The following is a 22,574-nucleotide window of genomic DNA, read 5'->3' as shown; positions in this document are numbered from 1 at the left end:
CACTCGCATGTACAGCGCGGGGTGTTAAGGCTTTTCGAAAGCGGTTTTCGGCAGAAAGCAGAACGCACTGTTCCCCATCCCCCTTCTCTCCCGCCGCCCCTCCAATATTTCCCTAACGAATCGGGGCGGTTAAACAGAACCGCCGCTACCTCCTCTTCAGAAGGTAGCGGCGGCTCTTGAACAACGACAGCGCTCGGGCAACGACAGCCGCTACAGCAGGTTAGTCGCTAACGATAACAGTCATTCGCGCTGTACTAGTTCGCGCGGGCGCGGCGGCGGAACTCGCGGACACGCTCGTTGGAATCCAGGATGACCTTACGGATACGAATCGCCTCGGGGGTCACCTCAACGCACTCGTCTTCGCGAGCGAACTCCAGGCTCTCTTCCAGGGTCAGCTTCTTCGGCGGGGTGAGGTTTTCGAAGTTGTCCGCAGTCGAAGAACGCATATTGGTCAGCTTCTTTTCCTTGGTGATGTTAACTTCCATGTCGTCTGCACGGGAGTTCATACCAACAATCATGCCCTCGTACACCTCAGAGGTGGGCTCCACGAAGAAGGTGCCACGCTCCTGCAGGTTAATCATCGCGTAGGGGGTCACCACACCGGCGCGGTCAGCAATCAGCGAACCGTTAGTGCGGTACTCAATCTCGCCAGCCCACGGCTCGTGCTCAATCGAGTAGGAGGAAGAAATACCGGCACCGCGAGTCTCAGTCAGGAACTGAGTACGGAAACCAATCAGACCACGTGCGGGAACAGCGAACTCCATACGGACCCAACCGGTACCGTGGTTCGACATGTTCTCCATGCGGCCCTTACGTGCAGCCATCAGTTGGGTGACAGCACCCAGGTGCTCCTCGGGCACGTCAATGATCATGTGCTCCATGGGCTCGTAGACCTTACCGTCGATGGTCTTGGTAACCACCTGGGGCTTACCCACGGTCAGCTCGAAGCCTTCGCGGCGCATCTGCTCCACGAGGATAGCCAGGGCGAGCTCGCCACGGCCCTGAACTTCCCACGCGTCCGGACGCTGGGTGGGCAGAACCTTGATGGACACGTTACCGATCAGCTCGCGGTCCAGGCGGTCCTTCACCTGACGTGCGGTGACCTTTGCGCCCTTGACGCGGCCAGCCAGCGGGGAGGTGTTAATACCGATGGTCATAGAGATCGCGGGATCGTCCACCTTGATCAGCGGCAGGGGCTTGGGGTTCTCAGCGTCGGTGAGGGTTTCACCAATGGTGATGTCCTCGATACCAGCCACTGCGACGATCTCGCCGGGGCCAGCGGACTCTGCGGGAACACGCTCGAGCGCCTTGGTAGCCAGCAGCTCGGAAATACGGACGTTCTTGATTTCGCCGTCGTGACGTGCCCATGCAACGGTCTGGCCCTTCTTCAGGGTGCCGTTGAAGATACGGACCAGTGCCAGACGACCCAGGAACGGGGAGGAGTCCAGGTTGGTCACGTGTGCCTGCAGAACCTCGTTGGGATCGTAGGTGGGGGCGGGCACGTGCTCGATGATTGTCTTGAACAGCGGCTCAAGGTCGTCGTTGTCAGGCAGCTGGCCGTCTACGGGCTGATTCAGGGATGCAGCGCCAGCCTTACCGGATGCGTACACCACCGGAACGTTCAGCACAGCGTCCAGGTCCAGATCGGGAACCTCGTCCGCCAGGTCGGATGCCAGGCCGAGCAGCAGGTCCATGGACTCGCCAACAACCTCGTCGATACGGGAGTCGGGGCGGTCAACCTTGTTCACCACGAGAATCACGGGCAGCTTAGCAGCCAGTGCCTTACGTAGCACGAAGCGGGTCTGAGGTAGCGGACCTTCGGATGCGTCCACGAGCAGCACAACGCCGTCAACCATGGACAGGCCGCGCTCCACCTCGCCACCGAAGTCGGCGTGGCCGGGGGTGTCAATAACGTTAATGGTGATGGTCTCACCGTTGGCGGAAGGGCCGCTGTAGAACACGGTGGTGTTCTTCGCCAGAATGGTGATGCCCTTTTCCTTTTCGAGGTCACCGGAGTCCATGACTCGGTCTTCAACATCTGCGTGGGCAGAGAAGGCGTTGGTCTGCTGCAGCATCGCGTCGACGATGGTGGTCTTGCCGTGGTCAACGTGTGCCACGATGGCCACATTGCGAAGGTCGGGGCGCGAAGCGGTATTTTCAGACATGCGTTAAGTTTCTCGCTTAAATCTAGGGGATAGTCTTGCCAACGGGTGCGCTCTAGACGGCGCGGGGGTCACAGGGCAGTACCTTCAGATAGGTTATCTGGGGTGTTGCCGGTTGGAGTGTATGCCGGTGGACCCGCTCTGCGATGAGAACGTTTCCGGGCACGCCAAAACCGACCCCCCTCCGTTGGGCTTAGCTACCAGTGTATCACTAGGGCTTTTCTGCGAGCCACTCATCAATCATGCGACGGGCGACAGCGTTCGTGCCGGGCAACTCCAGCTTGGCGGGGTCATCCTCGTCGCTGTTGCCGCGCTCCTCCGAAATAGCAATCGCCTCACGCAGCTCAGCGGCGCTAAACCAGCGGGCGGCCCGAATCTCACCGTCGTGGTGAATGATGGTTTCGTTCTCATCCACGCGCACCCGGTAGCAAATCATGAGCGAACGCGGGAAAGGCCACACATCACTCATGCGGTACTCGGTGCTCAGGGTGTGCAGACCGGTTTCTTCGTAGACTTCGCGGGCAATCGCCTCTTCAAGGTTTTCGCCGGGGTCAACGAAACCGGCGATGAGGGCGAAGCGGTTGGGGTGCCACTGGCGGTTATTCGCCAGCAGCACGCGCTCGCCGTCGCGACTGGTCACCAGCGCCATCACGGCGGGCTCAATGCGGGGGAACACCATCTCGCCGGAGGCGGTGCGGCGGATGCCCTTGGAGCCGAAAGGCGCCTCCTCGCCACTGTAGGCGGAGTAGCGCATGTCGATGAGGTAGTCGCGGCGTGCCAGGGCGGTGGCATAGTGGGCGCGGCCTTCCGGGTCATCATGCACCGGGTAGTAGCGGAAACCACTGGCGGAGGCGCGCACCCGAGGGTTGTTCAGGTCAGCGGCGACCTGCACGAGGGTTTCATCCTCACAGTAGAGCACGTGCACCGCTGCCTCACTATTCTTCTGGGCATCGGCGCCGTAGGCAGCGGGGCGAATCACGCTGCGCGCAAGGATAGCGTCTTCGGTCAGCGACTCGGCAGTATCGTTACCGGTCAGGTAGTGCAGGGTTCCGTCATCGTTGAGGAGGGTTTCCCCTTCTCGGGAGATGAGCAGGTAGCGCGGTGTGTGAGTGTCGGCGGGTGTGTGTTCGGGTGAAGAAGTCATAGGTTTTACTCTACATCTTGATGTTGCAAGGCCCACAATAGCGTGCCAGGTTTCGATTTTTTCGCTGTATCGTCCCGTATCACTCTCGAAAGAGGTGACATAGACACCCGAAAATAAGAGAATGGAAACATGACTACTTCTATTGACCCTACGACCACCTCCGCGTGGTCTGCTCTGTCCGCTCACCACAAGTCCCTCACTCCGGACCTGCGCGAATGGTTTGCTGCTGACCCGGAACGCGCGCAGAAGCTCAGCTTCACCGCCGACGAACTGCACGTCGATCTGTCCAAGAACCTGATTACCCCCGAAACCGTCGAGCTGCTGGTCAAGCTCGCTGAAGAGGTCAAGCTGGAGCAGGCTCGCGAGGCAATGTTCTCCGGCGAGCACATTAACGTCACCGAGAACCGCGCTGTACTGCACACCGCACTGCGCCGCCCCGAGGGTTACACCCCCGCACTGACCGTTGACGGCCAGGACGTAGACGCAGACGTTCACGACGTACTGAAGAAGATCTACGCATTCGCTGAGCGCGTGCGCAACGGCGAGTGGACCGGCATCACCGGCAAGCGCATCGAGACCGTTGTGAACATCGGTATCGGTGGCTCCGATCTGGGCCCGGTCATGGTGTACGAGGCTCTCAAGCCCTACGCTGATGCGGGCATCACCGCACGTTTCATCTCCAACATTGACCCCACCGACGTGGCTGAGAAGGTCTCCGGCCTGGACCCCGAGACAACCCTGTTCATCGTCGCGTCCAAGACTTTCGGCACCCTCGAAACCCTCACCAACGCGCGCGTGGCACGCGAGTGGTTGCTGTCCGCACTGGCTGAGGCTGGCGCTCTGGAAGGTAAGGAAGCATCCGAGGCCGTGGCTAAGCACTTCGTGGCTGTCTCCACCGCACTGGATAAGGTTGCAACATTCGGCATTGACCCCGAGAACGCTTTCGGCTTCTGGGACTGGGTTGGCGGCCGCTACTCTGTAGACTCCGCAATCGGCACCTCCCTGGCTATCGTTTTCGGCCCGAAGGTTTTCGCTGAATTCCTCGCCGGCTTCCACGCAATGGATGAGCACTTCCGCACCGCTCCCCTGGCTCAGAACGTACCCGTTCTGATGGGTCTGCTGAACATCTGGAACGTGAACTTCCTGGGTGCTGAGACCCACGCGGTTCTGCCTTACGACCAGTACCTGCACCGTTTCCCCGCCTACCTGCAGCAGCTGACCATGGAGTCCAACGGCAAGTCCGTTCGCGCGGACGGATCCTTCGTCAACTACGCAACCGGTGAAGTGTTCTGGGGCGAGCCCGGCACCAACGGCCAGCACGCTTTCTACCAGCTGATCCACCAGGGCACCCGCCTGATTCCCGCGGACTTCCTGGCATTCGCTAACCCGGTCCACCCGACCAAGGACGGCGAGCAGGACGTTCACGAGCTGTTCCTGGCTAACTTCTTCGCGCAGTCTCAGGCTCTGGCATTCGGCAAGACCGAGGAAGAGGTTCGTGCAGAGGGCACCGCAGAGAACGTGGTCAACGCACGTATCTTCAGCGGTAACCGCCCCTCCACCTCCATCATGGCGCCGCGCCTGACCCCGCGCGTTCTGGGTTCTCTGATTGCCCTGTACGAGCACATCACTTTCGTTCAGGGTGTTGTTTGGGGTATTGACTCCTTCGACCAGTGGGGTGTTGAGCTCGGTAAGAAGCTGGCGCTGGACCTGGTTCCCGCTATTGAGGGCGACCGCGAGGTTCTGGCTCGTCAGGATTCTTCGACTGCTTCGCTGATTGACTACTACCTGAAGAACCGCACCAAGTAGTAGCTCAAACATAGCCCCGAGGGTTTTATGGCCTGCGGGTATAGGATGCACAAACCGCCGGATAGGCTCCCCGTTAGGGAGGCTATCCGGCGGTTTTGTTATACGGGTTTTAGCTCTATACCGTGCTGCTAGTTCATGGCAGGTAGGGTGTCGGAGGCGACCTCAGCAATAATGCGCACCACGGTGGATTCGGGCAGCTGCGGGATGCCCTGCTCGTCACGCACCACGCCACCGGCGTCACGGTGGGCGATCATGCCGGTGCCTTCGGTGGCCTCTTCGCCGTCGGCGCACGTTGCGGGCACGTGTACGAACCCGGCGGGGATACTCAGGCCCAGTTCACGACTGATGCGCTGGCCCTCGTAGAACACGTGGTTGCACACGTAGGTTCCGGCGGTGTACGAAATCTCGACCGGCTCCCCCGCCGCATGCAGGCGCTCAAAGCTGGCGCGCACCGGCAGGGAGGAGAAGTACGCCTCCTGACCGCCAGGGGCGATCGGCTCATCGCAGCGCTGGTCGCCGTCGTTATCTTCAATACCGGCGGAGTCCAGGTTGATAGCGATCTGTTCGAGGCTGACCACGTCGCGGCCAACCGCCACGCCCAGGCTGATGAGCGCATCGGGCTGCACATCCTGCAGTGCGGTACGCAGGGCGGCACTGGAACCGTCGTAGCTGACGGGCAGCTCGCGGGTGATGACGTTCAAATCCGGACGCATCTGAGTCAGCAGACGCTGAGCGCCTTCGGCGAGCGCTACGGTGGGGTTCACGGGCACGCCGGGAAACGGGCCAAAGAAGGTCATCAGCAGGGTACGTGCCTGGGTAGGGGCGGTAGTCATAGTCGCTCTAGCTTTCTGCGCGGTCTGAATCAGCCGTGTTCTTTTCGGCGGCGCGGCGCTCCAGGTCCTTGGCGAGCACCTCCAGCAGCTCTTCGGGGGTGGTGGCGATGATGAGCTCGTCCAGGTAGCGTTCGTTGAGCAGGCCGGTGGACGCCATGTAGTGCATTGCGTCGATGAGCTTGTCCCAGTAGCCGTTGACGTTCAGCAGCGCGACAGGCTTGGAGTGAATATCGAGGAACTGCCAGCTGAAAACTTCAAAGAACTCTTCGAGGGTGCCCGGGCCACCGGGCATGGCGACAAACGCGTCAGCTTTGTCAATCATGGCGATTTTGCGCTGGTGCATGGTGTCCACAATTTCGAGGGTGGTCTGGCCGGGGTACACGCCCTCCAGGTCGACCAGCTTGTGGGTGACCACGCCGTAGACCACGCCGCCGGCGTCCAGGGTTGCGCCCGCGACGGTGCCCATGAGGCCGGTGCGGCCGCCTCCGTACACCACGCCAATATTTTTCTGGGCGCAGAGGGTGCCGAGCTCCTGGGCTCGGGTGGTGAAGAGCGGGTCGTTGCCGGAGCGTGCACCGCAGTAGACGGCGAGGTTGTAGTCGGTCTTCTTCATGGTTCTCCTTGGGGTGTGTGGGGGTTTCCGGGGTGGAGCGCCTCTATGCGTTCTACCCGCGATAGATGTTGCTATGTTGAGGGTACCGGATGCACCTGTGTACCTCATGTGTGCCGCCCGCCGGTTCAGGGTGGCACGTCAGGGGCGGGGGTACGGTAGCGGGGTGCGTGCCAGCAGCGGGAAGATCTGCTCGGTATTCAGTGGTGCCTGCGATGCAGAATCGAAAGAGCTGCTCATGGCGGGGTCAACCCAGCGCAGCTCAGCGATTTCTGCCTGCGGCACCAGGGTAGCCAGCTGTTCGTGTTGCTCGTCGGTGGGTGCGTATTCGTAGGTTTCGGCGCGTACCGTAAAGCCTGCCTCGTTCAGTGCCGCCGCTTCCAGGAGTCCGTGGTGGTGCATCCGGGTGGGGTCGGGGGTGAGCCCGATTTCTTCGCGCACTTCGCGGCAGGCGGTTTGTAGCGGGGTCTCCCCCGGTTCGGGTTTACCGCCGGGCATCATGAACCCGTCACTGCCCTGCTTGCGTACGGTGAGTACGAGCCCGTCCCGGTTACGGATTGCTACAGCGCACACGTTCACGACGCGGTGCGTGCTGTCGATGGCGCTGTGCTCGAGATTAGTCAGTCGTTCGGGGTGTTGAGCGGGGATACTCGGGTTTGTCTGCATGTTCTCCACCCTAACACCTGGATGTTTTTGCTCCGAACATTTGTTACTTGCGCTTTGTTTTATGGGCACAAGCTCCTTGGATGTGAAGACTTAGCGTGAAGAGCCGCCGGCACCCCTCAATCAGGGGGAACCGGCGGCTCTTCACGTATCAGCTAATTCAATCAGCTGGCGCAATCGTTCACGTTACTTCGAAGCCTTAACATCAATGCCGCTCACGTCAATCTGCTCCAGCGGAATGATGCGGTCACGAGTGACCACGCGGTGCACCAGCCAGACCGCAATAATCACGGGCAGACCAATGTAGGAGCTGAGCACGCCAACCCAGTCACCGCTCAGGAACGCCTCGTAGTTCTGGCCACCAATAACGACCAGGCACATGAGGAAGGCGATAATCGGGCCTGCTGGGAAGAACGGCGCCACGTAGGGCAGGTCCTTCAGGCTGTTGCCCTGCTTCAGGTACGCGCGGCGGAAACGGTAGTGAGCCACGGCGATACCCACCCAGGTGATGAAGCCAGCCAGACCGGACACGTTCACCAGCCACAGGTACGCACCGTCCGGCGAGAGCAGTGCGGCGATGAAGCCGACCGCGCCGATAGCTGCGGTAGCCAGCAGCGCGTTCATGGGCACACCGCCGGAGTTGATGCGGGCGAACATCTTCGGCGCCTTACCCTCCTGGGCGAGCGCGAAGAGCATACGAGCCGAAACGTACAGGCCCGAGTTACCTGCAGAAAGCACTGCGGAGAGGATCACGGCGTTCATGATGGCTGCCGCGAAGGCGATGCCCGCACGCTCGAAGATGAGGGTGAACGGGGAGATGTTGATGTTGCCGTCCGCTGCGGTAAGCAGGTTCGGGTCGGAGTAAGGAATCAGGAAGCCGATGACAATCATCGCACCGATGTAGAAGAGCATGATGCGCCAGAACACGCTGGTCAGTGCGCGGGGCACGTCGCGGCGGGGGTTCTCAGATTCACCGGCAGCCACACCAATCATTTCGGTGCCCTGGAAGGAGAAGCCTGCCACCATGAAGATGGCGAGTACGGCGGGTGCGCCGCCGACGAAGGGTGCCTCACCGACGGTCCAGTTGGAGACGCCCGGGGAGCTACCACCCAGGATGCCGAAGATCATGGCGATACCTGCGATGAGGAAGACGACCACGGTGACGACCTTGATGGTGGCGAGCCAGAATTCGCTTTCACCGTAGGAGCGTGCCGAGAGGGCGTTGATGCCGGTCAGTAGCACGAGGAATCCTGCCGCCCACACCCAGGATGGGACGTCTGGGAACCAGTACCTCATCACCTCGCCGACGGCGACGAGTTCGGCGGCGACGGTAATCGCCCAGTTGAACCAGTAGTTCCAACCCATGGCGAAGCCGAAGGACGGGGACACGTAGCGTGCCGCGTAGGTCTGGAATGCGCCGGGGACGGGCAGGTGCGCAGCCATCTCGCCGAGGGACTGCATGAGGAAGAGCACCATGATGCCGATGAGGGCGTAGGCGAGGATTGCGCCGCCGGGGCCTGCGGTGGAGATGGTCTTACCGGAGGCGACGAAGAGGCCGGTGCCGATTGCGCCGCCGATTGCGATCATCTGCATGTGGCGGGCGGAGAGGCCTCGCTTCAGTTCACCCTCTGCGGGGGTGGCTTCCGATGCAGCGCCGGAAGTCTCTGTAGGCTGTGCCATGTCAGGTCTTCTTTCTGATGCTATTGCTTCGTGCGTTTGCTAGCGGTCTAGTCTGGTGTCCAGTCTAGTCTTGCTGCGGGTGGTGCCGCCGAAGGTTTGTGCCTGGGTCAAGAAATTCTTCAATCATAAGAATTTCTTACGTACCATAAGTTTTCCTAATCTGAGGGTCAATCCTACTCGCTTTTCAGGCTCTTTTCCACCCCAAACCACAAGAACACAGAAAAACCCTCCCGTACCGCTCATGTATGAGCGGTACAGGAGGGATCTATATCAGGCTAATTCACCCGATTCATTTAGCTCACTCGGCTTTAGTCAGCCAGGTTGTGGAACGAAACGTTCGTGGTGTGCTCCACGGTACGAGAAACGGTGCAGTCCTTCTGCTCGCTGAGCTGAATCAGACGGTCCACCATCTTCTGCGCCTTGGTGCCCTGCTCATCCTCGGGGAATCGCACATCAAAGTCCACCTCAACGTCGTCGAGGCGCACCGCGCCGTCTTCGGTCTGCTTCAGCGCCGAGGCGAGCACCTCGAACACCTCGGGGGTAGAGCGGCGGGAGGTGCCCGCGTCCACGTCCACGGAGGAGCAGCCAGCAATCGCGGCGAGCAGCAGCTCAACGGGGGTCAGCAGGCCCTCGCCCACACCGAAGTCGAGGGTTGCACCGTTGGCACCGTAGGCGCGGTAGCGCAGGCGATCGATGCGCTCGATCTTGGTCTGGCGGTAGTTGTCGAGTTGGCGGCGTTCCTGCTGGCGCTTGTGCACCTTCTTCTGCTCTTCTGCAGTCTGCACGGTATTGTTCTGCTCAGCGTTGTTCTGCTCAGCGTTGTTCTGTTCAGCCATTGAGGTTCCTTTCGGGTTGCCTGCTCGGTCGCTAGGTTATTCAGCGCCGCGTTGTTTAGAGTCATTCACTATAAGCGTGTTTCTCATTATTTTATTCCCGGACTCTTTTTCTCGTCGGTCAACCGACCGCTCCTATACACTGGAAAACCACGGTGGAGCTTCGAAGTCCCTCACGCACACAGTAGATTTTTTGAAGAGCACAACATACACAAGGAACTCTTTTATGGCACAGACCCCCGGCACTGAGCGTACGAGCACGCAGAATGATTTCCGCTTGGCTGTTGCGGATTCTTCCGTGGTGATGCTCGGTATCGCTGTGCTAGGTTTGGGTCTGGGTATTATCCTCAACGCGCACGGCCTGCCGATCTGGACTGCGCCACTGCTATCTGCCCTAGTTTTTGCCGGTTCGGTGGAGTTTTTGATGGTGGGCATGGTCAGTGGTGGGGCGCCCCTAGCGTCAATTGCGTTGACGGTGTTCCTGGTGAATGCACGCCATCTGGTGTACGGTCTTTCCTACCCGTTGCACAATGTGAAGGGTTTCTGGGCTAAGGCTCTGGCGATTCACACTCTTTGCGATGAGGCGTTCGCGCTCAACTCCGGTCCCGATCGTAATGAGCGTTCGGGGGCGCGCATTCTGTGGGTGAACGTGCTGATTTACGTTTCGTGGGTTCTGAGCGTAGTCCTCGGGTATGTGCTGGGCGCGAGCTTCCTCAGTGATCTGAAGGGCGTGGACTTCGTGATGGTGGCTATCTTCACGGTTCTTGCGATGGACGGCTACCGCGCCAACCCGGATCGTGTGACGGCGCTCTTTGTGGCGGTTTCAGCGGCGGTTGCGCTGATTTTTGCACCGTCCTCGTTCCTGATGGTGGCGTTGGGTTCGTATGTGGCGGTGCTGCTGGCGCGTTTCCCTGTGGCGAAGCGCCGCGGTACTCTGCCGCATCGTGCTGTGCATGAGGTAGCGGCTGAGACTGAAACCGCCGCTACCGCTGAGGCTCCCGCTTCCACACAGCGATAAGAACGTTACATACGTGGTCGAAACCGGTTAGGATAGATGAGTGGAGCTTCGCTCTCCCCTCTTTCTATTTCTAGGATTACTAGATGCCTCCCGCGCGAACCTGCACGGAGGCTCCCAGAGGTGAAGGTACGCCATGACTCAGATGAAAGACACCGCTAAGGAAACTAGCGACGCAGAACGCTGTGCCGCCCCGGAGTAACACCGCACCGGGAGCGGCATCACCCGAGGTCACGCACGAGAACTACTGCCGCGCGCAACTACCCGCGCAGAACTATCTGCACAGAACTACCTGCGCAGAAACTCGTGTAGGAGGAACGGCCCTCCGCCTCCATGTTTCGCGGCTTTCATCAACTCACGTACCTACCGCACTACTTAGCACCCAACCCCTTCTTCGGTTGGGCTCTCCCTACCCTTTTCGCGGATGCTTTCACGGCTTCACCCGCGTGCCTCTTTCAGGGCCCTTCCGCTCTTTTCGGGGCACTCTTTCGGGGTCTTTCGCTGAGTATGTGCAGAAAGAGAAAATCTTCATGAACAGTGAAGTGACCACCGGCTATATTCTTGCCGCAATTCTTGTGGCCGCAGGTATTACGTTCCTGCTTCGTTTGCTTCCCTTCGGTTTGAAGAAGGCTCTGGCTGGCTCCGAACTTTTGGACGCGCTCAGCCACTGGATTCCGCTCGGCGCGGTTGCGTTGCTTGCCGTCTATGCGGTGGCAAAGATTGATTATTCTTCCGTTGAAACGGCGGCACCGTACCTGGCGGGTCTGGTGGTAACCGTGGGTGCGCACCTGTGGCGCAAGAATATGGTGCTGAGCATGGTGGCGGGTACCGTCACCTGTGTTGTGTTGGCTAACTGGGTTTTCTAGGGGGTCACGATGAGCATCTCTAAGAACTCTGTTTCTTCCGCTACTGTTTCCCCCGCTGTTTCTGCTAATCAGCCTGCACCGCAGCAGGCGAGCCAGGCGGTGCTTCAGCAGGCGAGCCCCGAACAGATTGAGCAGGTTATTGCTTCGGTCGGTTTGGATACCACCAGCATCCCCGTTGTTGGTGCGCACGATAATGCTGCCGCACAGCCCGGTGAGAGTGGATTCGCGGAGGCGATGCGCGTTGCCGGTGTAATCATGCTGGGCCTGTTCTTTGTCGGCATTGGTCTGGGCGTGCTGGTACACAGTTACGGTCTGCCGTTCTGGGTGGCTCCCCTGTTGCCGGTCCTGGTTTTTGCCGGTTCGGTGGAATTCGTGCTGATCGATATGATGTCGAGTCATGCGTCGCTGTTCTCTATCGCGGTGATGACTCTGCTCATTAATTCCCGCCACCTCATGTACGGCCTGTCCTACCCGATTGAGCGGGTGCGTGGCGGCTTGGCGAAGTTCTACACCGTGTACACCCTCATCGATGAGGCGTACGCGCTGAACACCGGACCGAACCGTCATAAGCTGCGTGGTTCCCGCATCCTGTGGATTCACGCGGGTCTGCACCTGAGCGTTCTGGCAAGCGCTACGCTCGGCTACGTGTTGGGTGCAAGTTTCTTGAGTGAGCTCAAGGGCGTGGATTTTGTGATGACGGCACTTTTTGCGGTGCTCGCTATTGATGCTTACCAGGCGTCGAAGGATCATGTGATTGGCGTGATGGCGACAGTGTCTGCGGCGGTTGGTTTGCTGGTGGCGCCGCAGTCAATGCTACTGATTTCGATGGTGGTGTACATTCTGCTACTGGTGTCGCGTTTTGTGGTGGCTAAGCGCCGCGGCACCCTGCCGGAGCATATGCTGGTCGCGGACGAGGAGCCCGCCGAAGCCTCCGAAGCTCCCGGCAATCCCGGAGCCTCTGCACACTAAGTCTGAATCGCGCACTAAGTCTGGATATAGTAAAGCGCCCCGCCCACCCGAAATACCGGGTGGGCGGGGCGTTATGCTGTCGCCAGCCGCATGTGTGGGTGAACCCTAGATCATGCGCTGTATACGCTCAAGCATCTGCTGTGCTGTGTACCGCGGGGATAACCCAACGGAAGTAGTGTTCGGGAACTGATTACGTCCAGATCCCGTACTAAGCTTACTTGATAGCGGCCAGGGCTGCTTCGTAGTTGGGCTCGTTGGTGGTTTCGGAAACCAGCTCGGTGTAGACAACCTCACCGGCGGGGTTCACGACAACCACGGAGCGTGCCAGCAGACCAGCCAGGGGGCCGTCCACGAGCTTCACGCCGAAGTCCTCGCCGAAGGAGGAGCGGAAAGCGGAGGAGGTCACGACGTTCTCAATGCCCTCGGCTGCGCAGAAGCGGCCGATTGCGAAGGGCAGGTCGTTGGAGACGCACAGCACGACGGTGTTCTCCAGGCCTGCAGCCTGCTTGTTGAAGGTGCGGACGCTGTTTGCGCAGACACCGGTGTCGACGGAGGGGAAGATGTTCAGCACCAGGTTCTTACCTGCGAAATCTGCGGAGGAAATCTCGGAGAGATCAGCCGCGAGAACCGAGAATTCGGGCAGCTTTGCGCCGACTGCGGGCAGGTCGCCGTTGGTGTGGATTACGAGTTCGTTATGTAGAGTTACTTCAGCCATGCTTTCATTGTCCCTTGGATACGGCGGGTGTGCAAGGGGACACAGGCTCTAGTGGGTGGAGTTTCCGCATAGCTGATTTTCTGCGGTGCCGCTGGGCGTACCGCAAGAACCTGCGGATGAGTGCCCGCTGGGTTCTGCTCTGTTTCGGTCCGGGCTGGGTGCTGGGTACGGTGTTGATGTCGCTGATGTTCCCGTCGATTTTCCTGTCGGATGCGCTCGCCCGCCTTCTCAACCCCGGCGTGGATCCGTACGATGTTGCGTTCCGGTCGCTGCTGTTTTCGCTGATTTTGTGGGCTCAGGGCGCGATTAGCCTGTCGGTTTTTCCGCGGATTACGGCGCGTATTGCGACCGCGAGGCGCGCCTGGCTAGTGCATAATCTGACGGACGATAAGGTCTGTTAGCCGGTTTTTTGTTGAGGGGGTTGCCGCTGGGCAGCTACTCACGCATGCCACGGTAACGAACGACACTGGTAACGAACGGCACTGACCGCGCGCACCACGTGCCCGCCTCTTTTTCCCTATACTGGACGAGTTCACTATTCACTTCTTGACCAGCACTGATGCGCGCTGCCGCGTATCTTCAGGAGTATCCATGTCTTCTAATCGCCGCCGTTTCACCGACCGTACCGCTTTGGCTCTACCCGCATTGGGCGCCGCTCTAGCTCTTGTTGTCACTTCCTGCTCGGCAAGCACCGATTCTGCTGTTTCGGGTACCGTGGTGTCTTCTTCTAGCAGCGCTTCTGCCTCCGCTAGCGCGACCTCCACTCAGGTACTGTTCCCGACCCCGTCGGCGAGCCCGAGGGCATCCGCGAGCGCTACCCCGGGTGCTTCGTCGCCTGCTCCGGTGCCGTCGGTGGTAACGATTACGGTTCATGCTGAGCCGACCGCATCCGAGTCGAAGACCTCTAAGTCTGAGTCGAAGAAGGATTCCACCTGCGCATCTGATTCTGCATCGACCGTGGTGTCTAAGGCTCTACGCGAGCTGAAGAATAAGAGCAAGTGGGATCAGTGGACGAACGTTTCGCGCACGTACGAGGGTTACGACCCCTGTGCTGAGCTGTCGTGGATTGACGCGATTCCGGGCTCTTCCCCGTCTGATTGCTGCATCTCCTCGATGGCGCACCACATTCTGCTGTTCCACCGCGGCAAGTTCATTGGTACCGCAACCTATGAGCCGTACTCATTCTCCCCGGTGATTACCCGTACCTCGGACAGCTCGATTAGCGTGATCTACCGCTACGTGAAGGGCGACGAGAGCTCCGCCAGTGCGAGCGGTCGTACGACTGCTGAGTTCAGCTGGAGCTCTTCGCAGAACAAGGTAGTGATGACCGGTGAGGTTCCGCCGAGCGAATAACCGATTCACCTTATAGGCTACGTGTTTGAAGCCCAGGAGGTTGGGCATACGAGACACCCGCCGTCTCGCATATGGTACATATGTGAGACGGCGGGTTTTCCGTTGCTTAAGGATATGTAGAGTGCCCGAGGGCTAGCTATTTAGGCAACGAACTTCTTGTAACCGAAGTATGCGGCGCCTGCAAGGATAGCGATGCACAGAATCTTCTTCACGGTATAACTCCTTTGATTGTTCCGGTAGGCACCCGGTGTTTTACTCCGTCTGGCGACTCACCTGAAGGTGAGGGCAGGCGGGGCGTCATCCGTACGTGGTGCCGTTGTCCCCTATCTTACCTGCTGTTGAACAACGTTTTTCTATTTGGGGTGCTGAGTCCGCATTTTAGATAGTCAAACACGCAGCGGTTCAGCGCATCGTTGAGGCAGGGAATATGCCTCTGACTGGCGCATAATGGGAGCATGAGTATTTTTAAGAAGAAAGAGTACAGCGCTGAGCGCTCGGCTACTCGTATGGCTCGCGCCCTCGCTGTGATGGGTGCGCTGCACTTCATCATCCCCGATCCCTTTGACTCGATTGTGCCGAAGTACCTGCCGGGTCCTTCCCACGCGTACACTCACGGTTCGGGTGTAGCTGAGCTGGGCACCGCTGCCCTGCTGGCTAATCATAAGACCCGCCGTGCCGGTGGCCTGCTTGCTGCTTTGCTGTTTGTTGCGGTGTTCCCCGCGAACATTCAAATGGCTCTGGATGCACGTAACCAGTCCACTCAGCGTAAGGCTATTGCGTACGGTCGCCTGCCCCTGCAGCTGCCGCTGATTTGTAGCGCTCTGAAGATTTGGCGCAAGTCCAAGTAGTCGGTACATTCACCATTCGATACATTCGACACTCATCTCATTGATGAGAAAAGCACCTTAGTGTTTTAGAGATAAAACACTAAGGTGCTTTTAGCTTAATAAAAACTCTTATAAGCTCTTCTTACATCATATTTATGTATAATTGAAAACAGCACACTATCTGCCACAGTGGCAGATATATAAACCCAAGGAGATTAAATGGGTACTTTTATTGGCACCATTATTACCGGCGCAATTATTGGCGCACTTGCACGCTTCTTTATGCGAGGACGCCAGAACATTTCGATTCTTTGGACCATTATCTGCGGTGCTGTCGGCGCAGCTATCGGTACCTGGGCAGCAACCCAGCTGGGTGTTGCAGACACTAGCGGCATTGACTGGATTCGCTGGATTATCTCAATTATTGCTGCAATGCTGACCATTTCCCTGTACATGGGATTGACCGGTAAAAAGTAAAGAGATATTTACAATTTCTTTTAAAACCTACGCAATTTTTATAAAGCATAAGGCGGCACCTCCCCTAGCGTGAGCTAGTGCGGGAGGTGCCGCCTTTTCTGCGCCTCACAGGAGGCGTTTTTTATAACGCCTTCGCTTATGCCTTCTTGACGACGGAGGACTTCAGGTACATCTGGCCTGCGCCGGGGACCTTCGCCTCAATGTCGTGGCCGTTGACGGGGGATTCGAGCAGGCGGATGCCGCGCACCTTGGTGCCTGCCTTGATGTCTGCGCCGCCCTTGACCTTCAGGCCCTTGACGATGGTGACAGAGTCGCCGTCGACGAGCTCGTTACCGACGGAGTCGAGAACCTTGGAGCCTGCTTCTTCTCCGGTTTCGCCTGCTGCGGTGCGTTCCCATTCGTGGCCGCACATGGGGCATGCCCAGAGTTCACCCATTTCGTAGGTGTAGTTTTCGTTGCATTCGGGGCAGGCGGGTGCTTCGATTTCGTTGAGGTTTTCGCTCATGGTTCCTTCTTCTGTCTGTGTGGATTCTGTCGGTGCGGATGCGCCGCTCCCCTGCTGTGTGTGGCTGCGGCGTGTGGGCGCGCGTCAGCCAGGCAGGGGGTGCGACGGCGGAGGGTGCGAGGGTTCTCGCGTTCGTGCTGACTATACCATTTGGTGGGTCTCAAGCCTACTTTTCTGTATGTCATTTGCGGCTCAGCTGGAACCGATGAGGAGGCTGGGGAGGGGACCAGGGAAGCCAAGAACATAAAATTTGCGTAATATTTGCGCAATTTCGGGTTTTTGCTCATCGTGCAGAAGATAGGGCGTGTAAAGTACATAGAGCATTTATAGGTTTTTATGAACGAAAGGCACGGCTTCATGAAGCTTTCTGCACGTAACCAGTTCGCTGGCAAGGTTGTTGAGATTACCGAGGGTGCAACTAACGGCATCGTTAAGATTGAGATCGCTCCCGAGGTTGTTATCTCTGCTTCCATCACCAACGAGTCCATCAAGGAGCTGGGTCTGAAGGTTGGCGAGACTGCTTACGCAGTTATCAAGGCGTCCAACGTGATGGTTGGTGCTGACCACTAATCCCGGTCAATAAGATTTAAACCCGGGCGACTGTATTATTCGGCGCGCGAGGGTTATTAGCGCGGAGCCCCGCACTGTGTGTACAGTGCGGGGCTCCGTTGCTTTCTGAGGTAGAACCCCTACAGGAGGGACTGGACCCTCACCCTAACCTGCGGGGTATTGTCGTCATCGCTACTGGTTGAGTCTAAGGTTTGAGAGTTTGAATGTTCTTCATCGTGTTGCTGCGCTTGAGACAGCGAACGAATGACAGTCTCTTGGATATCTCGTACGATATCTTTAACCGGCCTGGATTCGTCAATGCCGACCTCAATAGTAGCTTGACGCGAGCCTGATTCAACGATTAGGCCAAATCGGGCCTGCGGCATGCGGCTACCGATTACTTTCAGGGTGCTACCCAGCCCAGGTTCGATTCCTCGTACTCCGGGAATGGCAGTGACCAGCCGAAGTAGCTCGGAGGCAGAGAAGTTAGTCGTCATGATGAATATCCTCGATATGTACATTGACTGTCGGGGAGAATCCCAGGTTCTTATCACAGGCTTCGCGGACGGCATCGCGGACTTGCTGGGCCAGTTGCGGTAGGCTTTCAACGGCACCGTGAGCCGAGATTCGGCAGGATACAACCTCCGAAACCCCCAGACCACGATGCTCTCCGTTTGAAGGTGCGTGTTCGAAAGAAGAACGCAAGGAACGTGCACCGGGTACTGAGTCCACAGTGCGGCGAATAAGAGCCCTCAACGAAAACTCAGACATGCTGTAGGGGCCTAAATCCGTTGCTGGCATCTCCACTTGCTTACCGTGTCGGGTTTCAGCAAGAATAGCTTCCATTAGAGGGCGACGGGGCAGAACCGAGTCATTCCCCTCAGATTCCAGGCGGTCCCATTCTTCGTGCAGGGAAGCAATAAAACGTAGGTACTCGCGGGTGTCTGCATCATCACGCTCATGGGATTGTACGATTGACCTCACCGACGCTGCTGAGTGTCGGACCTTATTTGAGAGGTTTTTGGTGTTACTCAAGCCCACTCCTTCATCAGGCGTATGACGAGAGAACGGGCTCGTGCCAGCCTCCCACGGACGGTCGAAACTGTCAGGTTCAGTGTCTTGGCAATCTCTTCGTATGACATCTCATCGATTTCTCGAAGAATCCATACTATACGCAGTTCAGGTTCCACGGATGCCAAAAGATCGGCAAGGGCCTGAATCTGCGCATTAACTTCACTGGAATCAGCCGGGTCAGCGGTACTGCTCGACGTCATCTCAGCCGCAGCGCTCACACCTTCGAGCCCTTCGGCATCATAAGGATCCGTGGCACGACGCTGACGCTTACGCACCATACTAGTAGCTTTATTAGTGCAAATCTGCATAATCCAGCCACGAAAAGCTGCCGGTTCTCGAACTAGGTGAAGGCTACGCCAAGCCTGGACGAGGGTATCCTGAACAATATCCTCACTGTCCTGACGGTTCCGAACAATCATATATGCAGAGCGGAAGAGACGCCCTTGATAACGCTCAACAAGCTTCTCAAAGGCGTCAATATCTCCGTCCTGAGCACGCAGAACAAGGTATCGGTCCTCGTTCTGCGTTGCTTCAGACAAGGCGCTCCACTGCGCGGTGGGGTACTGATGGGATTGAGGTTCCAGCGCCACCTCACTCTGAGGGTTATGCGCCAATACTCTCTCCCGTGATTTCGGGTGCATGATGGCCAGTTACAGATTCGGAGACATTACGCGACTTCGAAGAACGCTCCAGCCGTACTAGAACGTCAATCTGCTTGGGGCTCGCGCCGAAAGATACTGCCACATCATTATTAAGTCGATTCTTGAGTTCAGCAATAGCCCACTCAACCTCACACCCCTGAGAGACGGTAGCCTCTGCCTGAACCCACAGGCTCTTCGGGGAGCCAGTAACCCAGACAGCGCACTTTTCCACGCCAGGGACTTCCTGAGCACGCTCAGACAGCGCCTGCGCTAGAACCTCAGGTGCCAAAGTAGCCATCAGCACACCCTCAGAACCGCTAAACCTCAAAGGGGAGGCAGCAGCTTTACGGGGAACCTGCGCAACCAGCATGAACAAGCCGGAAACGACAATAAGTACTGATACCAGTGCTACTACAGGCAGGAACCACGGCGTGTGAACCATGGGTCCGATAAAGCTAGCTACCGGGTCCTGTGCAGAGGCCAGGTAAGGCGCAATTTCCGGCCAAGCCTGACCAGCATTGAAAGCCGAGGCTAAAAGCCAAAAGGACACTACTACAAGGAGAAGCCCAAAGGTGGCCAGGACAGTTCTGTTCAAAACGCCAGAAACTGAACGCATATTCATATCTCCTTTAGCTAATATGCTTAATCCGCACGCGACTACGTGCAATACCCACAGGTGCGAGCATCTTTAGAACTTCGTCAGTCTTCTTCCGTGCAGCTTCACGGACGGGGCCGAGGTCGTCCAAGACGCTATGGACAACAACGTCTATGCGGGAGCCGTTAGTGGTAACGATAGCGGAGTGGACTCCGTCAATCTGCTCAACCTGGGTCTGAATGAGGTTAGCCAAGTCTCGGCGCTTTGCGACAGTCTGACCGGGAATATCGTCGGGGAAAATTTCCACACGATCCGGAAGTCCAGGCCACACAGCACCAATAATCATAGCCAGACCACACACCGCCAGGATGCTGGCGAAGATAATAGCCGTGACGGAGCCAAGAGTGGTAGAACCAATAGCGGTGAGGGTACCCACCATAGGCTCGGGCCAGGCGCCGTTCACCATTCGGTGAACCGCAAGCCAAACCACCAGTCCCCCCAGTGCGAGCAACACCAGAGCCAACAGGATGCTAGGGATGCTTCGCGAGGGACGACGAATTAGTTTCGGAACAGGTGTACTCATTTAAGGCTCTTCCTAACGTGGCTGCTCGGATTGAGCCAGGATATCTCAATGTTAATCTTGCCCACGCTAAGCCCCGTGAGGCGCTCAACGCGGTTACGCACGTGTGCGCGCAGATTTTCGATGATGGGGGACAAAGGTGCGGGGAAGACCAGTCCGATATCCAGGTGCAGGACTGCTACCTGACCGTAGAGTTCACACTGGGCTTCAGGGCGCGAGTCGAAGTTGTGGCGGGTACCAATTCCCAGTACGCCTCCAGCATTTGAGCCAACGTTGGCGCTTTCATTTGCAGCCTCAGCTGCAATCTTTGCAACAACTCGGGCGGGGATGGTTGTGGTACCGCGGTGCTCCCAGGAAGAACGTTCTTCCTGGGAAGCACTTAGCTGCGTGTTTGCACGCTGGTTCGCGGTCACCATCGTCACTTCTTTCGCCTGTCCAGGAGGCTTCGGACATCGACCCGGCCCTCCAGGCAGAGGCCTACGGCCCATCCGGCAAAGCCACACAGGGCTACCAGAACGAACGTTCCGAAAGAACCGAAGGCAAGAACAGCCCCAAGGAACAGGCCCACCAGGAGGGCCAGGTGCGTTGTCTTCATAAGAACTCCTTAGATTAAGGCGTTGGATACGGGTTACTTGAGGTCGGTGTCCTCGGACTTGTTAGAGTCGTCCTCGGGCAGGTGAACGTCGGTAACGTTGATGTTGACCTCAACAACCTCAAGACCGGTGGTGCCCTCAATCTGCTCGATAACGTTGCGACGAATTGCGTCGGAAACCTCAACGATGGAGACACCGTACTCGACCACTACGGTAACCTCGATAGCTGCCTGGGTCTCACCCTTCTGAACGCTAATACCGCCAGCAACGTTGGTCTGAGCGTTGGGGATACGGTCGGTCACTGCGCTGAACGCACGGCGGACAGCGTTACCCATGTCGTAGACGCCGGGGATTTCACGAGCTGCCATGCCAGCAATCTTTGCGACGACGCTCTCATCAATGGTGGTAACACCGTGCTCGGTCTGGAGGGGGCCGCGGGGTTCCTTGGTCTCTTCAGCCTTGTTCTCGTTGTGCTCGCGCTGCTTTGCGGTCTGGGGGATAGCGTTGTTGCTCATTTGGAGCCTCTTTCGTAAAAATCCGAGATGATTAATAACGGTTATGCACGATGCAGTAAGCAATGAAGTCAAGGTGCCCTCGGTGGCATCCACGATCAGCTTTCTTCATTGACTGATCTGACTGGTTTTGCTGCCCGTCATGTTTGCCGTGCTAATAGTTAGACGCTACCAACTTTGGTTTCGTCATAACTTTATTTTATGCAGTACATCACATGGTTCAAAAAATGGTCTTCTTTTGCGTGTAATAATCCATCACAAACGTATAAATAATTAGCGTACTATCGATACATATCCCGCTAGATAAGAATTGCCGCAACACCACAAACGATTACTTCAGAAGACAGCTTTCTATCCTGTCATCCTATAGATTCAGACAAGAAGATACCCCGTAAGATTCTTCAGAAGAATCCAACAACAATAAAGCGGAGCCCCGCACTGTGTGTACAGCGCGGGGCTCCGCTTTTATGTTTTTATCGCTTAGACGTTGAAGCGGAACTCCACCACGTCGCCGTCCTGCATGATGTAGTCCTTGCCCTCCATACGGACCTTACCGCGAGCCTTCGCCTCCGCCATGGAGCCAGCCTCATCCAGGTCCTTGAAAGACACAACCTCAGCCTTAATGAAGCCGCGCTCAAAATCAGAGTGAATTACGCCAGCAGCCTGCGGCGCAGTATCACCCTTATAAATAGTCCAGGCGCGAGCCTCCTTCGGGCCAGCAGTCAGGTAAGTCTGCAGACCCAGAGTCGAGAAGCCCACGCGAGCCAGCTGGTCCAGTCCGGACTCATCCTGACCGTTCATCTCCAGCATCTCGCGAGCCTCCTCCTCAGACAGCTCCACCAGATCAGCCTCCAGCTTCGCATCCAAGAATACAGCCTCAGCCGGCGCCACCATGTCACGCAGCTCCTGCTGCTTCTCCTCAGACGCCAGAATGCCCTCATCCGCGTTGAACACGTAGATGAACGGCTTAGCAGTCAGCAGGTTCAGCTCCTTCAGGTGAGCCAGCTCCAGCTTCGCGTCCTTCGCACGAGAAATGATGGTGTCACCATCCTCCAGGATCTTCTGCGCAGCCTTATAAGTCTCCAGCTGAGCGGCGTCACCCTTCTTAATCTTCACAGCCTTCTCCAGACGCGGAATAGCGTTCTCCAGAGTCTGCAGGTCAGCCAGAATCAGCTCAGTATTAATGGTCTCCATATCGGAGGCGGGGTCGACCTTGCCGTCCACGTGGATGACGTCCGGGTCGTCAAACGCACGCACCACCTGGGCGATAGCGTGCGCCTCACGAATGTTCGCGAGGAACTTGTTACCCAGGCCCTCACCCTCAGAAGCGCCCTTCACAATACCCGCAATATCAACGAACGAAACAGTTGCAGGCAGAATACGCTCCGAACCAAAAATCTCAGCCAGACGGTTCAGACGCGTATCCGGCAGGTTCACCACACCCACGTTCGGGTCAATAGTCGCGAACGGGTAGTTAGCCGCCAGCACAGTATTGCCGGTCAGAGCGTTGAACAGGGTGGACTTGCCCACGTTAGGCAGGCCAACAATGCCGATAGTTAGAGCCACAAGTTT

The 22,574-nt window shown here is 57.7% G+C and carries 26 protein-coding genes; 9 read left to right on the top strand and 17 right to left on the bottom strand.

The window, feature by feature from the left end; genetic code table 11:
- Positions 1 to 254 precede the first annotated feature (254 nt).
- Both typA and NML54_RS00805 read right to left on the bottom strand, forming a co-directional pair.
- Entirely contained in the window at positions 255 to 2,165 is a 1,911-nt protein-coding gene (gene typA / locus NML54_RS00810; RefSeq protein WP_254755384.1) for a translational GTPase TypA, read from the bottom strand.
- A 208-nt stretch (positions 2,166 to 2,373) separates the two neighbouring features.
- Positions 2,374 to 3,306, bottom strand: coding sequence for an NAD(+) diphosphatase (locus tag NML54_RS00805; protein WP_254755383.1), 933 nt, complete (start codon positions 3,304 to 3,306; stop codon positions 2,374 to 2,376).
- Between the two features lie 129 nt (positions 3,307 to 3,435).
- Between NML54_RS00805 and pgi the strand changes: the two genes are divergently transcribed.
- Complete coding sequence (pgi, locus tag NML54_RS00800) at positions 3,436 to 5,112, top strand: glucose-6-phosphate isomerase (protein ID WP_254755382.1); 1,677 nt, start codon at positions 3,436 to 3,438, stop codon at positions 5,110 to 5,112.
- 128 nt (positions 5,113 to 5,240) lie between these two features.
- On the opposite strand, the gene NML54_RS00795 is transcribed toward pgi, so the two are convergent.
- From NML54_RS00795 to NML54_RS00775, 5 genes are all read right to left on the bottom strand, one after another.
- Positions 5,241 to 5,945 (bottom strand): pyroglutamyl-peptidase I, encoded by a 705-nt coding sequence (locus NML54_RS00795; protein WP_254755381.1) that lies wholly within the window; start codon positions 5,943 to 5,945, stop codon positions 5,241 to 5,243.
- A gap of 7 nt (positions 5,946 to 5,952) precedes the next feature.
- Positions 5,953 to 6,558 (bottom strand): LOG family protein, encoded by a 606-nt coding sequence (locus tag NML54_RS00790; RefSeq protein ID WP_254755380.1) that lies wholly within the window; start codon positions 6,556 to 6,558, stop codon positions 5,953 to 5,955.
- A gap of 138 nt (positions 6,559 to 6,696) precedes the next feature.
- The gene (locus NML54_RS00785; RefSeq protein ID WP_254755379.1) at positions 6,697 to 7,221 is read right to left on the bottom strand and encodes an NUDIX hydrolase; all 525 of its coding nucleotides are present in this window, start codon (positions 7,219 to 7,221) and stop codon (positions 6,697 to 6,699) included.
- 183 nt (positions 7,222 to 7,404) lie between these two features.
- Positions 7,405 to 8,898, bottom strand: a complete 1,494-nt coding sequence (locus tag NML54_RS00780; RefSeq protein WP_254755378.1) for an amino acid permease — start codon at positions 8,896 to 8,898, stop codon at positions 7,405 to 7,407.
- Positions 8,899 to 9,206: 308 nt separating this feature from the next.
- A complete protein-coding gene (locus tag NML54_RS00775) occupies positions 9,207 to 9,734 on the bottom strand; it encodes an OsmC family protein (RefSeq protein ID WP_254755377.1) in 528 nt (175 codons plus the stop codon).
- A 223-nt stretch (positions 9,735 to 9,957) separates the two neighbouring features.
- Here NML54_RS00775 and NML54_RS00770 point away from each other — a divergent pair, with 223 nt between their 5' ends.
- From NML54_RS00770 to NML54_RS00760, 3 genes are all read left to right on the top strand, one after another.
- Positions 9,958 to 10,749: an AzlC family ABC transporter permease gene (locus NML54_RS00770; RefSeq protein ID WP_254755376.1), complete on the top strand. Its 792-nt coding sequence runs from the start codon at positions 9,958 to 9,960 to the stop codon at positions 10,747 to 10,749.
- Positions 10,750 to 11,276: 527 nt separating this feature from the next.
- A complete protein-coding gene (locus tag NML54_RS00765) occupies positions 11,277 to 11,612 on the top strand; it encodes a branched-chain amino acid transporter permease (protein WP_254755375.1) in 336 nt (111 codons plus the stop codon).
- Positions 11,613 to 11,621: 9 nt separating this feature from the next.
- Positions 11,622 to 12,581 (top strand): AzlC family ABC transporter permease, encoded by a 960-nt coding sequence (locus NML54_RS00760; RefSeq protein WP_254755374.1) that lies wholly within the window; start codon positions 11,622 to 11,624, stop codon positions 12,579 to 12,581.
- Positions 12,582 to 12,795: 214 nt separating this feature from the next.
- On the opposite strand, the gene tpx is transcribed toward NML54_RS00760, so the two are convergent.
- Positions 12,796 to 13,296, bottom strand: a complete 501-nt coding sequence (gene tpx, locus NML54_RS00755) for a thiol peroxidase (protein ID WP_254755373.1) — start codon at positions 13,294 to 13,296, stop codon at positions 12,796 to 12,798.
- Between the two features lie 116 nt (positions 13,297 to 13,412).
- Here tpx and NML54_RS00750 point away from each other — a divergent pair, with 116 nt between their 5' ends.
- From NML54_RS00750 to NML54_RS00735, 4 genes are all read left to right on the top strand, one after another.
- Complete coding sequence (locus tag NML54_RS00750; RefSeq protein WP_254755372.1) at positions 13,413 to 13,697, top strand: hypothetical protein; 285 nt, start codon at positions 13,413 to 13,415, stop codon at positions 13,695 to 13,697.
- A 190-nt stretch (positions 13,698 to 13,887) separates the two neighbouring features.
- Positions 13,888 to 14,649: an LppP/LprE family lipoprotein gene (locus tag NML54_RS00745; protein ID WP_254755371.1), complete on the top strand. Its 762-nt coding sequence runs from the start codon at positions 13,888 to 13,890 to the stop codon at positions 14,647 to 14,649.
- 455 nt (positions 14,650 to 15,104) lie between these two features.
- On the top strand, positions 15,105 to 15,497 hold the full coding sequence (locus NML54_RS00740; RefSeq protein ID WP_254755370.1) for a DoxX family protein: 393 nt from the start codon (positions 15,105 to 15,107) through the stop codon (positions 15,495 to 15,497).
- Between the two features lie 198 nt (positions 15,498 to 15,695).
- A complete protein-coding gene (locus NML54_RS00735) occupies positions 15,696 to 15,953 on the top strand; it encodes a GlsB/YeaQ/YmgE family stress response membrane protein (protein ID WP_044150247.1) in 258 nt (85 codons plus the stop codon).
- 136 nt (positions 15,954 to 16,089) lie between these two features.
- Here NML54_RS00735 and NML54_RS00730 read toward each other — a convergent pair whose 3' ends face one another.
- A complete protein-coding gene (locus NML54_RS00730) occupies positions 16,090 to 16,458 on the bottom strand; it encodes a zinc ribbon domain-containing protein YjdM (protein ID WP_254755369.1) in 369 nt (122 codons plus the stop codon).
- A gap of 357 nt (positions 16,459 to 16,815) precedes the next feature.
- Here NML54_RS00730 and NML54_RS00725 point away from each other — a divergent pair, with 357 nt between their 5' ends.
- Positions 16,816 to 17,028, top strand: a complete 213-nt coding sequence (locus NML54_RS00725) for a TOBE domain-containing protein (protein WP_005505155.1) — start codon at positions 16,816 to 16,818, stop codon at positions 17,026 to 17,028.
- Between the two features lie 119 nt (positions 17,029 to 17,147).
- Here the strand turns inward: NML54_RS00725 and NML54_RS00720 are convergent, their stop codons facing one another.
- From NML54_RS00720 to ychF, 8 genes are all read right to left on the bottom strand, one after another.
- Positions 17,148 to 17,504 carry a transcriptional regulator gene (locus NML54_RS00720; RefSeq protein ID WP_254755368.1) on the bottom strand — a complete coding sequence of 119 codons (357 nt, stop codon included), beginning with the start codon at positions 17,502 to 17,504 and terminating at the stop codon, positions 17,148 to 17,150.
- On the bottom strand, positions 17,494 to 18,048 hold the full coding sequence (locus NML54_RS00715) for an Asp23/Gls24 family envelope stress response protein (protein ID WP_371925772.1): 555 nt from the start codon (positions 18,046 to 18,048) through the stop codon (positions 17,494 to 17,496). The genes NML54_RS00720 and NML54_RS00715 overlap by 11 nt, the downstream gene beginning before the upstream one ends.
- Complete coding sequence (locus NML54_RS00710) at positions 18,039 to 18,695, bottom strand: RNA polymerase sigma factor (protein ID WP_254755366.1); 657 nt, start codon at positions 18,693 to 18,695, stop codon at positions 18,039 to 18,041. The genes NML54_RS00715 and NML54_RS00710 overlap by 10 nt, the downstream gene beginning before the upstream one ends.
- Entirely contained in the window at positions 18,685 to 19,164 is a 480-nt protein-coding gene (locus NML54_RS00705; RefSeq protein ID WP_254755365.1) for a hypothetical protein, read from the bottom strand. The genes NML54_RS00710 and NML54_RS00705 overlap by 11 nt, the downstream gene beginning before the upstream one ends.
- Positions 19,165 to 19,351: 187 nt before the next feature.
- Positions 19,352 to 19,900 (bottom strand): DUF6286 domain-containing protein, encoded by a 549-nt coding sequence (locus NML54_RS00700; RefSeq protein WP_254755364.1) that lies wholly within the window; start codon positions 19,898 to 19,900, stop codon positions 19,352 to 19,354.
- Positions 19,897 to 20,313, bottom strand: coding sequence for an Asp23/Gls24 family envelope stress response protein (locus NML54_RS00695; RefSeq protein WP_254755363.1), 417 nt, complete (start codon positions 20,311 to 20,313; stop codon positions 19,897 to 19,899). The genes NML54_RS00700 and NML54_RS00695 overlap by 4 nt, the downstream gene beginning before the upstream one ends.
- Positions 20,314 to 20,525: 212 nt before the next feature.
- Positions 20,526 to 21,005, bottom strand: coding sequence for an Asp23/Gls24 family envelope stress response protein (locus NML54_RS00690; RefSeq protein ID WP_254755362.1), 480 nt, complete (start codon positions 21,003 to 21,005; stop codon positions 20,526 to 20,528).
- A 477-nt stretch (positions 21,006 to 21,482) separates the two neighbouring features.
- A complete protein-coding gene (ychF, locus tag NML54_RS00685; RefSeq protein ID WP_254755361.1) occupies positions 21,483 to 22,568 on the bottom strand; it encodes a redox-regulated ATPase YchF in 1,086 nt (361 codons plus the stop codon).
- Positions 22,569 to 22,574: the final 6 nt, after the last annotated feature.

Source organism: Rothia gullae (assembly GCF_024294905.1).
Classification (GTDB): domain Bacteria; phylum Actinomycetota; class Actinomycetes; order Actinomycetales; family Micrococcaceae; genus Rothia.
This window is presented reverse-complemented; position numbering and strand designations above follow the sequence as displayed.